The organism is Pseudomonas sp. VMV1 (assembly GCF_056790235.1).
Map to the genome: position 1 here is coordinate 834,225 of NZ_JBXGSE010000002.1, position 14,663 is coordinate 848,887.

Here is a 14,663-nt window from a genome sequence, read left to right on the forward strand (position 1 = left end):
CAGTGACATGTCCAGTTTCCGTTCTTCCGCTCAGCCGCATGACGATCCCGCGACCCCTGACCACTATGGCGACCTCGCCGAGCGTCACGTCTCCGCCGCCCGGGTCTTCACGCTCCTTGCTCCCCATCGGGCCGCGATCATCCTGGTGGTGCTGCTGATCGCGGTCGCCGGGATGACCGGCGTCGTCAGTCCGTTCCTGATACGCAGCATCGTCGACGATGCCTTGCCGGCGAAAGACCTCAGGCTCCTGGGGTATCTGGCGGGCGGCCTGGTCGGGGTCGCGATGTTCAACGCCATCGCCAACCTGACGCAGACCTACGTCTCGATCCGGGTCGGCCAAAGTATCATGCACGCGCTGCGGACACGCCTCTACCAGCACCTGCAGAGCCTATCGCTGAGCTTTTTCTCCGGCACCCGCGCGGGCGAAGTCCAGGCGCGCCTGTCCAGTGACATCGCCGGTCTGCAGACCCTGCTGACCAACTCCGCCACGGATCTCGCCAAGCACCTGAGCGTGGTGGCTGCAACCCTGGTAGCGATGCTGCTGCTGGATTGGCGACTGGCCTGTGCCTCGCTGGCGGTCATTCCGCCGCTGGTCTGGATCAATGGACGCGTCGCGCAGTTACGGGAGCGCGTGACCTACCAGCAACAGGAGCAGGTGGCGGACCTGTCGGCCAATATCGCCGAGTCCCTGTCGGCCGGCGGCATCATCCTGTCGCGCACCATGGGTCGCGTGCACTACCTCGTGCACCGTTTTCAGCGGGATTCGGCAACGCTCGCCCGCCTGGAGACCCAGGCCAGCACGGCGGGGCAGTGGGAGTTCGCGCTCGTCTTCCTGGCGCTGGATATCCTGCCCGCGCTGACGTTCATGGGCGGCGGCCTGTTCATCGGTCTGGGCCTGGAGGTATCCATCGGGACCCTGGTGGCCTTCATCGCTCTGCAGGAACAGCTGCTCTGGCCGCTGATCGAGATATTCGAAACCCGCATCGAGTTCGCCAAGGGCCGTGCCTTGCTGGCGCGTGTGTTCAGCTACCTGGATACGCCGGCGACGGTCACCGAGGCTGCATCGCCGGTGAGCCTGGCGCGCCAGGACTTCACGCAGGGCATCCGCTTCGAGGACGTCAGCTTCGCCTATGGCGACCGGGTCGTGCTCAAGGATCTGACGCTCGAGATACCGGCCGGCAAGCACACGGCGCTGGTTGGCCCGACCGGCTCTGGCAAGACCACGGTGTCCTACCTTATCGCGCGGCTGTACGACGTCGATCACGGTCGTATCACCTATGACGGTATCGATGTCCGCGCGCTGAGCTTCGAAACCCTGGCCAACCTGGTAGGCATCGTGACCCAGGATACCTTCCTGCTCAATGCCAGCATCGAGGCCAATCTGCGCTTCGCCAAGCCCGAGGCGAGCGAGGAGGAGTTGTGGTGGGCACTGGAGCGGGCGCAGTTGGATGCGACGGTGCGTGGGCTTGCCGACGGGTTGCAGGCGGGCGTCGGTGACCGGGGTTATCAGCTGTCCGGCGGCGAGCGCCAACGCCTGTCGCTGGCGCGCATGCTGCTGCGCGATCCGCCGATCATCCTCCTCGATGAAGCGACCAGCGCCCTGGATGCCAAGACGCAGGCCGCGATGGCCAGCGCCCTGGCTTCGCTGCAGGGCCAGCGGACCTTGATCTCCATCGCGCATCGCCTGAGCACCGTCAGGCAGGCCGATCAGATTCTCGTCATTCAGGCGGGGCGGCTGGTGGAGCAGGGTACCCACGACGAGTTGGTGAGGCAGGAGGGACTCTATGCAGCCATGGCACTGAATGCCTGAACGCCTCTTAGTGGAGGAGCTGACCTCAGCGCATTGTCCGAAAGGCTTCCCGCAGGTGCGCCACGAATGCTTGCGGATCCTCCATCGCCGCGAAGTGCCCACCCCGATCGGCTTCCGCGAAGAACCGCAGATCGGCGAAGCGCCGCTCTGCCCAGCGGCGGGACAGGCGCAGCTGCTCGCCGGGAAACATGCTGACGCCAGCGGGTAGGGGTAGCGGGGCGGTGGGCATGCCATTCGCCATCTCGCGCATCGCTTCCCAGTAGAAACGCGCCGAACTGGCGCCGGCATTGGGCAGCCAATAGAGCATGATATCGTCGAGCAGATGATCCAGCGCCAGGACGCGCTCGGGCTCGCCTGCGGTGTCCGATACATCCTGGAACAGGGCGTAGATCCAGGCCGCGAGCCCCACGGGTGAGTCGGCCAAGGCAAAGGCGACCGACTGCGGCCGGGTCGCCTGTACCTTCATGTAGCCCGAGTATTCGCGTTCGTAGCGGGTGGCATCCGCGAGCATCCGTTGCTCGTCCGGCGTAGCCTCGGCCACTTCCTGGTCGGTGGGCTGGAACATCACCATGTTCAGATGCACGCCTGCCAGGCCCGCCGGGCGCAGGTGCGCCAGGGCCGTTGTCACCGCAGCGCCCCAGTCACCACCCTGCGCCAGCCAGTGATCGCCGTAGCCGAGCCGGCGCATGAGCTCGATCCAGGCCATGGCGGTGCGGCCAACTCCCCATCCGGATTCGCGCGGCTGGTCCGAGAAGCCAAAGCCGGGCAGGGAGGGAATCACCAGGTGGAAGGCGTCGCCCGCATCACCCCCATGGGCGACCGGGTTGGTGAGCGGGCCTATCGCCTCGCGAAACTCCAGCACTGAACCTGGCCAGCCGTGGGTGAGCAGCAGCGGTGTGGCCTGCGGCTCGGGAGAGCGCACATGCAGGAAATGAATGCCGAGCCCGTCGATTTCGGTGCGGCTACTGCCCCAGCTGTTCATCAGGGCCTCAGCCGCTCGCCAGTCATAGCCCCCGCTCCAGCGCTCCACCAGGGCCTTCAGACGCTCCAGTTGCGGTCCCTGGCTCCCATCGCGGACGGTCTCGCGGTCTGGCCAGCGGGTCCGCTGGAGTCTTTCGAGCAGGTCGTCGAGCTGGGCTTGGGGCACCTGGATAGGAAAGGGCTGGATGAGATCGGTCATGGAGAGCCTCGCAGTGAAGGGCGCAGTCGCATAACTGAACGTTATCGTTCAGTTTACAGCCGCTGTCAATCCGCTTAAGGTTCGGCCATGAGCGAGATGACCAAACCACGAGGCGGGCGACCCCGTCGGGAAGAGGCAGGCGATGTCGATCGCCGATTGCTGGACGCCGCGTTCGAGCTGTTCCTGGCGCAGGGCTTTGCCGGTACCTCTTGCGAGGCGGTCGCGCGGCTCGCGGGGGCAGGCAAGGCCAGCCTCTATGCACGCTATGCCAACAAGGATCAGTTGTTCGAGGCCGTGATTCGCCGCCACTCCGGAACGCTGCCGCAGATCGAGCCCCTACCCACGGGCCTGCCCCTGGCAGAGCGGTTGCGGCTGGCCGGTAAGGACATGCTGGAGCACGCCTCACGGTCGGAAACCCTGGCCATGATGCGTCTGGTCATCGCGACGGCCGATCGTTTCCCGGCGGTCGCGGCCGAGGCGACCCGCATCGGCTGGGAAGCCGGGCGCCTGCGTGTGCGGCAGGCGATCGAAGCGGGCCCGGATCGGCCGGACGACATCGATCACCTGCTGGAGGCGTTCATCGATCTGGTGTTTGCCCCGCATCAGCTGCGGGCGCTGCTGGGTGATGACCCCCAGTTGCTACAGGCTCAGGCGGCGGACCGGATCGAGAAGGCGATCCGCCTCCTGGTCCGCTGAGCGCACCTGGCGGCTGAACGGGCCACCTTAGAGCTGTGGCCGGCCTTTTAGGGCACGTTAGCCAGGTAGCCCCTCGTGCTTGAGCGCGGAATATCCAAGGGGATGGACGTACTCCCTCAGCCCCGATCCCGCCGCTGCGGCCTGCCGGCCAGTTGTCGGGCCAGGGCGATGAAGTTCTGCAGGGCGGGCGAAGGGTTGAAGGCGCGGCAGGCCAGGGTGATCGGGGCGGCCAGCCGGGGGCGGGCGTCCAGGATGGGGCAGTAGAAGATGCTGGATCTGTGCAACTCGGTCATGGAGGCCGGGACCGCCGAGATACCGGCGCCGGCGGCCACTAGGCTGAGGTTGGTGAGCATGCGGTCGACTTCGAAGGCGACCCGGGGCTCGAAGCCGGCATGACGGCAGGCGTCCAGCAGGTTGGCATACATGCCCGGCGCGCCCGGTTTGCGCACCAGGATGAAATGTTCGTCGGCCAGGGTCGCCAGTGGCAGTCCCCGGCGCTCCAGGCTTTCCAGGGCCTCTTCACCGATTCCGGTGATGAGTCGGTGATTGCTCGGCAAGGCCAACAGCATCGCCTCGTTGAGCAGCCGGTGATAGGTGACACCCTCCGGCGCGCTGACGGGGGCGCGCAGGATGCCGATATCCAACCGGCCCTCGGCTACCCGCTGAGTAAGGCCCTGGGCGTTGTCTTCGGCGATGGCGATCTCCACATCCGGGTAACTCTCTCGGTAAGCGCGGATGATGCGTGGGATAAGGGCATGGGCGGCCGCCGAACTGGTGAAGCCGAGGGCCAGGGTGCCGTCGATGCCGCGCGCGACGCGTGCCGCGCGGTGGGCGCCCTGGCCCACCCGGGCGAGGATGTCGCGGGCCTCCAGCAGGAAGGCGGCGCCCCCGGCGGTCAGGGCGACGCCCTTGGGGTGACGCAGGAAGAGGGCGAAGCCCAGCTCGTCTTCCAGGGCCCGGATCTGCTGGCTGAGCGGAGGCTGCTGCATGTTCAACCGCGCGGCGGCCCGGGTGAAATGCTGCTCCTCGGCTACCGTGACGAAGTAACGCAAATGCCGCAGTTCCATTCGCTCGCAGGACCTCGTTGACGCCGGCCAGGGTGACCGATCGGTTAGGATGGGGCGCACGGTGTCTGGCGCCACCCGCACAATAATAACAACGGCAGGAGTCCGGATGATCGCGCGGATCGCTCGCAATGGCAGTGTGCAGATAGGCGTGGCCCTTGCCTGCGGTTTGCTGCTCGGACTCTGGCGTCCTGACCTGGGCGCTGCCATGAAGCCGTTGAGCGATCTGTTCCTGCGCACCCTGGGCCTGGTGATTCCCCTGCTCATGTTCGCGCTCATCGTCGCGGCCATCGCCCGGTTGGGTCGGGGTGCCGGCGCCATGGCGGCGCGCATGGTTCTCTATTTTCAGCTCATGTCGTTGCTGTCCCTGCTGGTCGGCGTACTGGTTGGCCTGCTGATCCACCCGGGTACCGCCACCGGGCTGGGCCCCGTACCCATCGACTGGAGCGGCGCGGAACCCGCGGACCCGCTGCTGCCGAGTGCCGCCACGCCCTTGCCGAGTCTGCTCGACAGCCTGCCAGGTACCCTGGTGGGCGCCTTTACCCAGAGCGCCATGCTGCCCATGCTGTGCCTGGCCATCGCCCTGGGGCTGATGCTGCGCGGCCTGGGCGAACGGGGTATGCCGTGGCTCGCCGGGATCGAACAGGTCCTGGCGCTACAGTTGCGGCTGCTGCGCCTGTTTCTCCGCCTGGCGCCCCTCGCCGCCTTTGGTGCCATGGCCTTCACCGTCTCACGTTATGGCGGCGCTTCCCTATGGCCCCTCCTGAAGTTCCTGGTCGCGGTCTATCTCGCCGCGCTGTGTTTCGTCTGCGGCGTGCTGGGGCTGGTGGCGCGGCTCTGTGGCTTTTCGCTGCTGCGCCTGATCGTCTGGTTGAGGCGCGAGTTGCTGCTGGTGGCGGTCACCGGCTCCTCGGTCGCGGCCTTGCCGTTGCTGATCGGTCGCCTCGAACGCGCCGGGTGTCCGACGGAGCTGGTGCGGCTTTCGCTCACCACCGGCTACACCTTCAACCTGGCGGGCTCGAATCTGTATATCGCGGTGGCACTGCTGTTCCTGACCCAGTTCGCTGGCGTGGAGCTGTCAGCCGCGCAACTGGCGATTTTCATCGTCGTCGGTTTGATCACCACCCTGGGTTCGACCAGTGTCGCCGGTTCGGCTTTCCTGACCTTGGCGGCGACCCTGTCGATCCTGCACTTCGTGCCAGTGGAGGCGGTCGGCCTGTTGCTGGGCGTCGAGCGACTGATGAAATGCCGGTCGCTCACCAATGTGCTGGGTAACTGCGTCGCCTGCCTGGCGCTGGCGCGCTGGCAGGGGACGCTGGACCGGCCACGACTGGCGGCCGCGCTCGCCTCCTGAGTCGGGCGAGTCGATCAGTTCTTCAGCAGCTTGCCGAAGGCCTGGTCGAGGGCGGTATCGGCCTCGGCCAACCGCTGACGCCGGGCCTTGGTCCAGTCGACATCGGCCTGCAGGGCCTGCTTCGCCTCGCCGAGCATACGTTGCACCTCGGCCGGTTGCGGACCACCGGTACCGACCCGCGTCTTGACCATGTTGGTCGGAGAGATCGCGTTGCGGAATTCGGCTTCCTGCAGCGGCAGGCTGGTCTCCTTCCACTGGTATTTCTCGGCGGCCTGGGTGTAGAGCTGCCGGGCCTTGGCGAAGGGAAAGGTCTTGGGCGTGTAGCCTTCGTTGCGGGCTTCCGTGACGATTAGCGAGGCGAAGCTGTGACCGATGCGGAAGGGCACCTTGTGCGCCCGCTCCAGGGTATCGGCCAACTCCATCGAGGTGGTCCATTCGTTCTCGAGTTCTTCCAGGGCGCGTTGCGGATTGACCTTCAGGGCGTCGAGCACGCGGTCCATGCTGGTGAACATGCCGATGGCCGAATCGTAGAAATTCAGGTCATCGAAGGCGAACTTGTAGTCCGTCATCCCGGTGGTCACGTTGTGCGCGCGCAGGGTGATGGTCTGCGCCAGGCCGATGGTGTCCGAGGCGGCTTCCCGGGTGCGCATCAGCAGCCCCGGATTGCGTTTCTGCGGCATGGCGCTGCTGGTGTAGGTGGAGCCTTCCTCCAACAGTAGCCAGGGGCGGATCTGGTGGTACTGGGTGTGGATGTCACCGATCATCGCGCCGAGACGGATCGCCGAGGAAGCGGCGATATCGGCGGCTTCGATGGGGATGTCGTAGGTGGAGACCTGGCTGGAATCCAGCGAGTTCTGGCGCACGCCATCGAAGCCGAGCAGGCTGGCGAGGCGCTCGCGGTTGAGCGGGTAGGCGGAGTTGGCCAGTACGGCGGTACCCATCGGGCTGAGGTTGAGGCGCTGATAGAGCTGGGCGATGCGCTGGGCGTCGCGGGCGAAGGAATCGGCGTAGGCGAGCAGATAGTGGGCGTAGGAGATCGGCATCGCCTGAACGCCGTTGGTATAGGCCGGCACCAGGGTATCGACGTTGGCGGCGGCGAGGGTCAGCAGGCGCTGACGGGTCGCGTTCACGGCGTCGCTGTAGGCCAGCACCTGGCTACGCAGGGACGCCAGGCGGTAGGTGGCATAGATGTCCTGGCGACTGCGGCCCGAGTGGATCAGCGAGGCTTCCGGACCGATCTTGTCGGTCATGATCTTTTCCAGCTGGAGCACGTCGCTGGGTCGCTTGCCGTCCGGCCGAGCGCCCTGGTCGATGGCGAATTCGACCCCGCCGGCGATCTTGCGTCCCATCTCCGGGGTGACGATGCCTTCCTCGGTCAGCATCACGATGGACGCCTTGTTGATGCGGTTCAGTCCGTCGAACTGGTCTTCGACGCCTCCAACGCGGGCGCCGCTGTGGGTGACGGTGCCGCCGATCCTGGCGACCTCGGCCTTGCACTCGGCGGTGGTCTTGCAGGGCGAGTCGGCGGTGTTGGCGGCCAGTGCCGGATTCCCGGCGGCCAGGGCGATGAACAGGGCAAGCGGCAGTAAACGCGGGGTAGCGAGCATGGTCGATGGTCCTTTCGGGGCGGGATCGGGGCCGGTGCGGAGGCGCAGCCGGCCGTGGCGTCAGAGCAGGGGCAGGGTGTAACTGAGGATCAGGCGGTTCTGGTCGAGGTCGGTATCGTTGCGGCTGCGGTAGCTGCCGTTGCGCCAGCGCACCTTTACGTTCTTCAGGGCACCCGTCTGGACGGTGTATTCCAGCTCGGTATCGCGCTCCCACTCCTTGCCGGCGATCCCGCCGGGTCCGTCGAAATGGTCGCCCTTGAGATAGCGGGTCATGAAGGCGAGCCCCGGGAGGCCCCAGGCCGCGAAGTCGTAGTCGTAGCGCACCTGCCAGGAGCGCTCGCCCGGATTGGCGAAGTCCGGCGACAGCATCACGTAGTTGACCAGGTACGAATCGGTGCCGTTGAGATGGGGAAAGCCGGTCTCACCGTGCATCTGCTGGTAGGCGGCGCCGAAGGCATGATGGCCGAGGTTGTAGGTGAACTTGGCTCCATAGGCATCGTTGTCGACGTTGGTGCCGCCGTCCTTGCGCGAGCGGGCATAACGCAGATCCGTCTCCAGCGACTGGTTCTTGCCGAGCGGCAGGACGTGCAGCACGTTGAACATATGCTGTTCATAGTTCTGGTCGAGATGACCGTAGTCGTAGACGGTGGTGAGCTGCTTGGTCCATTTGTAGCTCAGCCCGGCGAAGTCGAACTGGTCACTCGGTCGGCCGCCGCGAATGCCGCTGCCCGACACGGTCATGTCCTCGTTCGCGCTGTCGTTGCGGACCCGGTTCTGTGTCAGGCGCCCGGCGTTGAAGGTGAGAGTGTCCAGTTCCTTGGACACCAGCTGGGCGCCCTGGAAGGTCTGCGGCAGCAGGCGCGAATTGCTGCTGCGGATGGTTTGCAGCCGGGGAATCAGGGTGCCGACCTTCAGGGTGCTCTTGGACACCCGGACCTTGCCGGTCAGCCCGAGCTTGCTGTAGTCATCGGGCGCTCGCTCATCGCCCACCGGCAGCAGACCGGTGTTCTGCCGGTCCGGCCCCGAATCCAGCTTGAGGCCGAGCATGCCCAGGGCGTCGATACCGAAGCCTACCGGGCCCTCGGTGAAGCCGGATTCGTAGTTGAGAATGAAGCCCTGGGCCCATTCCTCCCGCTTGGATTGCCGAGCGCCGGATTGGCGATAGTCGCCGTTGAAGTAGAAATTGCGCAGCTCCAGGTCGGCCTTGCTGTCGGCGAACAGCTCGGCGGAGGCATCGAGGGGAAGGAAGGAGGCGAGGGCGGCGGTACCGACCCCGAGTGCTAGCGGTGACAGGCGCATGGTGGGTTCCTTGACGCGTTATTGTTATTGGGCGCGTTTCATCGTGAGGCGATAGCCGCTCACGACGGGAACCTTAAGGACTTTGCTGAAAGATTAAAAATATATGAAAAGTCGTAGGTGAATACTTTTTGAGTATGGCCCTGAGGGGCGAAAAGGGTGTCATTGCTCAGCCGCTGATGGCCGAGTCGAGGTCCTTGCCAAGTCTTGCTGGATGCGGGGGTAGCGATCCGCGCTGGGTATCAGCGGACGATGGCCGGCGAAAAGGCTGGCGCGGCGCCTGCTGAAAAGAACCGGTGCTCTCTGATCGTCAAGAGTTGGCTCAGACGGCAGATCCGCCGGTCACGGGTGCGACGCTGCCGTCCTCAATCCTCACTGGAGGCGAAGCCCTCGAGCCAGCGCGCTTCCGAACAGAGCAGGTGGTGGCGCATGGCGGTCTGGGCACCGATCAGGTCGCGGGCTTCCACCGCGCGCAGGATGGCTTCGTGTTCGGCCACGGCGACGCCCCAGGTCTTCTGGCTTTCGGTCTGCTCGGCGACGTGGGTGGAGAGGGGGCTATGGCGCTCGTCGAACAGCGAGGTGATGATGCGTACCAGCGTGGAGTTGCCGCTCATCCGGGCCAGGCGGCAGTGGAACTTGCGATCGTCCTCCATGGGCGAAAGTCCCTGGGCGATCTTGTCGCTCATGTTGTGGATGCACTTCGCCAGGTAGCGGTAATCGGCCTTGCCGCCCAGGGAACAGGCCAGCACGATGGTCGCGCCCTCGATCATGGCCCGGGCGTGCATCAGCTCCGAAGGACTCTCGCCGAGGGTGGAGGTACGTGCTCCGGTGTTCAGCAGGGCCGCGTTCACATAGATCCCGGAGCCCTGGCGGACCTCGATGTTGCCTTCGATTTCCAAGGCGATAAGGGCTTCGCGCAGCGATGGCCGGGAGACGCCCAGCAGCTGGGCCAGATCGCGCTCCGGCGGCAGACGGGTACCGGCTTCGATGGCGCCCTCGCGGATGTGCTGGCGCAGGCGATCCGCGATCTTCTGGTAGAGCTTTCTTTCGGTGGTGGCAGTGGGCAGCGTCATTGATGAAACCTGCATCTTCAAGGGCTTCAGTATCTCATGGGCTACCCGGTTCGGCGCCAGCGGCTCAGGGCAGGGCGGCCAGCTCGAACAGCGGCGTCGCCAGCTGCCACTTCTCCGATCCCGCCTCGGGTGAGGACAGCTGATAGCGTGCCATCAGGGTTTCCCATTCCTGGATCCTGGGATTGCGCTGCTCCAGCGCCTGCATCCGCGCAAAGGAGAAATCCGGCCCGGCTTCGAGCAGCATGGTCAGCCGACAGCCGAGGCGCCAGATGGTCATGTTGGCGACGCCGGCCTCGCGCAGATGGGCGATGACCTCGGGCCAGACCGCCGCGTGCTGGCGTTCGTATTCGGCGATGAGCTCGGGGTCGTCCCGCAGGTCCAGCAGCAGACAGTAGCGTGTCATGTTCTCGCTCCTCGGCCGGTGCCGGCCGATCAGACCCGTTCAGATTTCGACGATGGCTTTGACGACGCCGCGGGCCGGGTCCAGCAGCTCCGCGAAGCGGGTGGGCAGCTCGGCCAGTTGCAGGCGATGGGTATTGAGTGCCGCGTCCGGGATCAGGCCCTCGCGCAGGCAGCGCTCGACATGCTGGAAATCCTCGGCGGTGGCGTTGCGACTGCCCAGCAGGGTGGTCTCGCGCTTGTGGAACTCGGGATCGGCGAAGCGGATGTGGTCCTTGACCACCGAGATCAGCACATAGCTGCCGGCATGGGCGACGAATTCGAAACCGCGCTCGATGGCGCGGGCGTTGCCGGTGGCGTCGAACACCACGTCGAAGAAGTCGCCATCGGTCAGCCGCGCCAGTTCGTCCTTGTCGCCGTCACCGACGGTCACCGTGGCCGCGACCTGCAGGTGCTGGCGACAGAATTCCAGGCGATCGGTGCGGGTGTCGAGGACGGTGACCTGGGCCCCGGCGATGCCGGCGAAGATCGCCGCCGCCATGCCGATGGGGCCGGCGCCCACCACCAGCACGCGCTGGGCCTGGCCCAGCCCCGAACGGCGCACGGCGTGGGCGCCGATGGCGAGAAATTCCACCATCGCCGCCTGGTCGAGGGTGAGGCCCTCGGCCTTGAAGACGAAGCGGTCGGGCAGACTGAGGTACTCGGTCAAGGCGCCGTCACGATGCACGCCCAGGACCGCGATCCTGGTGCAGCAGTTGGTCTTGCCCTGGCGGCAGGCGATGCACTGGCCGCAGGACAGGTAGGGCACCACGTAGACGATGTCCCCCGCCTGCAAGCGCCCGCTGTCGTCGGTTTCCTCGACGATGCCGGAAATCTCGTGGCCCATCACCCGCGGGTATTCCAGATAGGGCTGGTTGCCTTCGTAGATGTGCAGGTCGGTCCCGCAGACGCCGACCCGCCGGATGCGGATCAGGGTTTCGCCTTTGCCCCGCGCGGGCTTGGGAGTATCGCGGGAGACCAGCAGGCCGGGTTTTTCACAGATGACGGTCAGCATGATGAAACTCCGCATCGCTCGGGATGCACGTTGGATTCGTGGCGATGCTTTCGCCGGGAATGACCGCGAGCGGTCGGCTTCGTCGGTAGAGGGCGGCGGTGGCGCCGATGGGGAGATGGACCTGGCAGGGCAGTCTCATGCCGGGTTTCCTGGCACGGGGGCAGCATCGTCCAGCAAGCCGCGTTGCTTGAGGGTGTTCCAGAAAGCCACCGGGATCGGCGTCTGCAGCCAGGCAACGTTGGTGCTGACCTGCTCGGCGCTGCGGGCGCCGATGACGCAGGACACCACCGCTGGGTGCGCCAGAGGAAACTGCAGGGCCGCCGCTGCTAGGGGTATCGCGAATTCGGTGCAGACCTCCTGTAACGCTCCGACCTTGGCCACCACCGCCGCCGGCGCGACGCCATAGTCGAAATGCTGGCCACCGGCGAGAATCCCAGAATTGAAGACGCCACCGGCGACGATGGCATTGCCGCCAGCAACGCAGCGGTCGAGCAGTGGGCGCAGGCTCTGCTGCTCCAGCAGGGTGTAGCGGCCCGCCAGCAAGGTACAGTCCAGCTGGCATTCACCCATGCTTTCGACGACGATTTCCCATTCGTTTACGCCCAGTCCGATCGCTCGGACCTGGCCACTGCTGCGCAACTGCTCCAGTGCCCGAAAACCTCCGCCCTGGGTTAGGGCCTGCCAGTGCAGGTCATGCCGCTCGCCATGGGTGCGGCGACCGATGTCGTGCACATAGAGGATGTCGATGCGTGACAGCCCCAGCCGCTGCAGGCTGTCTTCATGGGATCTCAGGATGGCGTCGTAGCTGTAGTCGTAGACTGGCTTGAAGGGCAATGGACGGGCCCAGCCGTCGTCGTTCGCGCGCTCGCTGCCGTTGGGGGCGAGCAGCCGGCCCACCTTGCTGCTGAGCACGAACTCATCGCGCTCCTGTTCGTCGAGAACGGTCCCGAGGCGATGCTCCGAGCGGCCATGGCCGTAGAAGGGCGCCGTATCGAAGTAGCGGATACCCTGCTGCCAGGCGTTCGCCAAGGTATCGACAGCCTGCTGCGCCGGCATCTCCTGATGCAGCCCGCCCAGCTGGGAACAGCCGAGCCCGAGTACCGGGAGCGCCAGGGGGCTTCCGGCCAGGTGTCGCCGCTCAGAGAGGTTCATCGCCAGGCCTCCGTTCAATACAGCACGTTGCGGGCGTCGGCGCTATCCAGGTTGGCCTTGTCGATGAGCAGGACGCCGGTGTCGATGAACTTGGGCACCTTCTGCTTCTCGATCACCTTGATCACCGTGGCGACCGATTCCAGGCCCATGCGATAGGAACTCTGCACCACGATGGCGTCCAGGGTGCCGTCGCGCACGAAGCCCTGCAGGTCCTCGTTGCCGTCGAAGCCGATGGCCTGCAGCTTGCCGGCCTTGCCGGACTGGGCGATGGCCCGCGCCATGCCGACCGCGGTGGGTTCGTTGGCGCCGTAGATGCCCTTGAGATCGGGATTGGAGGCCAGGACGTCGGTTGTCTGGTTGAGGGCGTTGGCCATCTGCGACTGGGAATAGAAGGGGCCCACCACGGTCAGCTGCGAATGCTGCTCCAGGTATTTGCGGAAGCCGCCGACCCGGCCCACTTCCGAACCGGTGCCCGGCACATAGGACATGATGGCAATCTTGCCGGTCTTGCCGACCTTCTCGATCATGCGCTGGGCGGACAGCTCGCCGGCCTTGTTGTTGTCGGTGGAGAGAAAGGACTGGTAGTAGGGCGCGCCGCTTTCCGCCACCGAGGAGTCGATCAGCACCACCGGGATATGGGCTTCCCAGGCCTGTTTGATGGCCGGGACCAGGGCGTCCGGGTCGGACGGCGCCAGCACGATGCCCGAGACGCCGCGGTTGACGGCATTGACCACCATGTTCACCTCGTCGGCGATCGCCGATTCCGAGGCCGGTCCCTGGAAGGTGACCTTGTAGCTGGTGTGCTGCTTGGCCGTTTCCTGCACGCCCTTCTGCACGTTCTGCCAGTAATTGGAGTTGGCACTCTTGACGATGACGGCGATCTCGCCGTTACCGGCCAGCGCCAGGGAGGTCGCGGCGGAGAGGGCGACACCCAGGACCACTTTCTTGAAGTTTTTCATCGGTCGTTCCTTGTTGTTGTTATCGAGGGTTCACTTCTTGCGGTTGCGGAGCTGGTCGATACAGACGGTCAGCAGGATTACCAGGCCGATGATGATCTGCTGGGTGAAACTGGAGACGCCGAGCATGTTGAGGCCGTTGCGCAGCACGCCGATGGTGAAGGCGCCGATCAGGGTGCCCGACACGCTGCCGATGCCACCGGAAAGGGAGGTGCCGCCGATCACCGCGCTGGCGATGGCGTCCAGTTCGTACATCACCCCTTCGTTCGGCTGGGCGGTGACCAGGCGCGACATCAGCACCGCGCCGGTCAGGCCGGCCAGCACGCCGGACAGCACATAGGTGAAGAGCGTGACCGCGCGCACCTTGACCCCGGAGAGCCGGGCCGCTTCGGCGTTCGAGCCCACGGCATAGATGTGGCGGCCCAGGCGGGTACGGCTGAGCACCAGCCACAGGGCGATGGCCAGGACGATCATGATGATCACCGGGTAGGGGATGCCCGGAAAGATCACGTTGGGAAAGCCGTCGTCGCCGATGCGCTCGATGCGGCCCAGGGTGCCGTTGCCGAGCACGCCAAAGGCCGCGCCGAGTCCGGAAATGGGCTGGGCATCGGTCAGTCGCAGCGCCAGGCCGCGGGCCACCAGCATCATGCCCAGGGTGGCGATGAAGGGCGGCAGCTTGACCAGGGTCACGAACAGACCGTTGATCGCGCCGCAGATCCCGCCGACGATCAGACCGACCAGGATGCCCACCTCGATGGACGCGCCGGCCTTGACTGCCATGGCGTTGGCCACGCCGGCCAGGGCCAGCACCGAGCCCACCGAGAGGTCGATGCCGCCGGTGATGATCACCGCCGTCGCACCGAGGCCGAGAAAGGCGATGGAGGTGACTTGCAAGGCCACGCTCATGCCGTTGCCCATGGTGAGGAAGGCACTGCTCATGGAGGAAAACACCGCGATCAGGGCCAGCAGGCTGACCAGGGCGCCAAACTTCTGCAGAAATTCTTTTTGTTTTTCGGTCATTT

Annotated in this window: 13 protein-coding genes; 3 read left to right on the plus strand and 10 right to left on the minus strand. The window is 65.7% G+C overall.

The window, feature by feature from the left end; genetic code table 11:
* Positions 1-7 precede the first annotated feature (7 nt).
* Positions 8-1,810 carry an ABC transporter ATP-binding protein gene (locus ACUCV0_RS09385; protein ID WP_482212527.1) on the plus strand — a complete coding sequence of 601 codons (1,803 nt, stop codon included), beginning with the start codon at positions 8-10 and terminating at the stop codon, positions 1,808-1,810.
* Between the two features lie 25 nt (positions 1,811-1,835).
* On the opposite strand, the gene ACUCV0_RS09390 is transcribed toward ACUCV0_RS09385, so the two are convergent.
* On the minus strand, positions 1,836-2,990 hold the full coding sequence (locus ACUCV0_RS09390; protein ID WP_482212528.1) for an epoxide hydrolase family protein: 1,155 nt from the start codon (positions 2,988-2,990) through the stop codon (positions 1,836-1,838).
* 87 nt (positions 2,991-3,077) lie between these two features.
* Here ACUCV0_RS09390 and ACUCV0_RS09395 point away from each other — a divergent pair, with 87 nt between their 5' ends.
* Positions 3,078-3,686: a TetR/AcrR family transcriptional regulator gene (locus ACUCV0_RS09395; RefSeq protein WP_313647305.1), complete on the plus strand. Its 609-nt coding sequence runs from the start codon at positions 3,078-3,080 to the stop codon at positions 3,684-3,686.
* A gap of 116 nt (positions 3,687-3,802) precedes the next feature.
* On the opposite strand, the gene ACUCV0_RS09400 is transcribed toward ACUCV0_RS09395, so the two are convergent.
* The gene (locus ACUCV0_RS09400) at positions 3,803-4,753 is read right to left on the minus strand and encodes a LysR substrate-binding domain-containing protein (RefSeq protein WP_313647306.1); all 951 of its coding nucleotides are present in this window, start codon (positions 4,751-4,753) and stop codon (positions 3,803-3,805) included.
* A gap of 106 nt (positions 4,754-4,859) precedes the next feature.
* Here ACUCV0_RS09400 and ACUCV0_RS09405 point away from each other — a divergent pair, with 106 nt between their 5' ends.
* Entirely contained in the window at positions 4,860-6,104 is a 1,245-nt protein-coding gene (locus tag ACUCV0_RS09405) for a cation:dicarboxylate symporter family transporter (RefSeq protein WP_313647307.1), read from the plus strand.
* A gap of 14 nt (positions 6,105-6,118) precedes the next feature.
* Here ACUCV0_RS09405 and ACUCV0_RS09410 read toward each other — a convergent pair whose 3' ends face one another.
* The 8 genes from ACUCV0_RS09410 to ACUCV0_RS09445 all read right to left on the minus strand — a co-directional run bounded on the left by ACUCV0_RS09410 (position 6,119) and on the right by ACUCV0_RS09445 (position 14,661).
* Positions 6,119-7,711 (minus strand): lyase family protein, encoded by a 1,593-nt coding sequence (locus ACUCV0_RS09410; RefSeq protein ID WP_313647308.1) that lies wholly within the window; start codon positions 7,709-7,711, stop codon positions 6,119-6,121.
* Positions 7,712-7,771: 60 nt separating this feature from the next.
* Positions 7,772-9,010, minus strand: a complete 1,239-nt coding sequence (locus ACUCV0_RS09415) for an OprD family outer membrane porin (RefSeq protein ID WP_313647309.1) — start codon at positions 9,008-9,010, stop codon at positions 7,772-7,774.
* Positions 9,011-9,372: 362 nt separating this feature from the next.
* Positions 9,373-10,080 (minus strand): FadR/GntR family transcriptional regulator, encoded by a 708-nt coding sequence (locus ACUCV0_RS09420; RefSeq protein WP_313647310.1) that lies wholly within the window; start codon positions 10,078-10,080, stop codon positions 9,373-9,375.
* Between the two features lie 64 nt (positions 10,081-10,144).
* On the minus strand, positions 10,145-10,483 hold the full coding sequence (locus ACUCV0_RS09425; protein ID WP_313647311.1) for an L-rhamnose mutarotase: 339 nt from the start codon (positions 10,481-10,483) through the stop codon (positions 10,145-10,147).
* Between the two features lie 39 nt (positions 10,484-10,522).
* Positions 10,523-11,533: a zinc-binding alcohol dehydrogenase family protein gene (locus ACUCV0_RS09430; protein ID WP_059315227.1), complete on the minus strand. Its 1,011-nt coding sequence runs from the start codon at positions 11,531-11,533 to the stop codon at positions 10,523-10,525.
* Between the two features lie 135 nt (positions 11,534-11,668).
* Positions 11,669-12,685 carry an aldo/keto reductase gene (locus tag ACUCV0_RS09435; protein ID WP_313647312.1) on the minus strand — a complete coding sequence of 339 codons (1,017 nt, stop codon included), beginning with the start codon at positions 12,683-12,685 and terminating at the stop codon, positions 11,669-11,671.
* Between the two features lie 14 nt (positions 12,686-12,699).
* Positions 12,700-13,644: an ABC transporter substrate-binding protein gene (locus ACUCV0_RS09440; RefSeq protein ID WP_059315225.1), complete on the minus strand. Its 945-nt coding sequence runs from the start codon at positions 13,642-13,644 to the stop codon at positions 12,700-12,702.
* Between the two features lie 30 nt (positions 13,645-13,674).
* Positions 13,675-14,661, minus strand: coding sequence for an ABC transporter permease (locus ACUCV0_RS09445; RefSeq protein ID WP_027602020.1), 987 nt, complete (start codon positions 14,659-14,661; stop codon positions 13,675-13,677).
* Positions 14,662-14,663 lie beyond the last annotated feature (2 nt).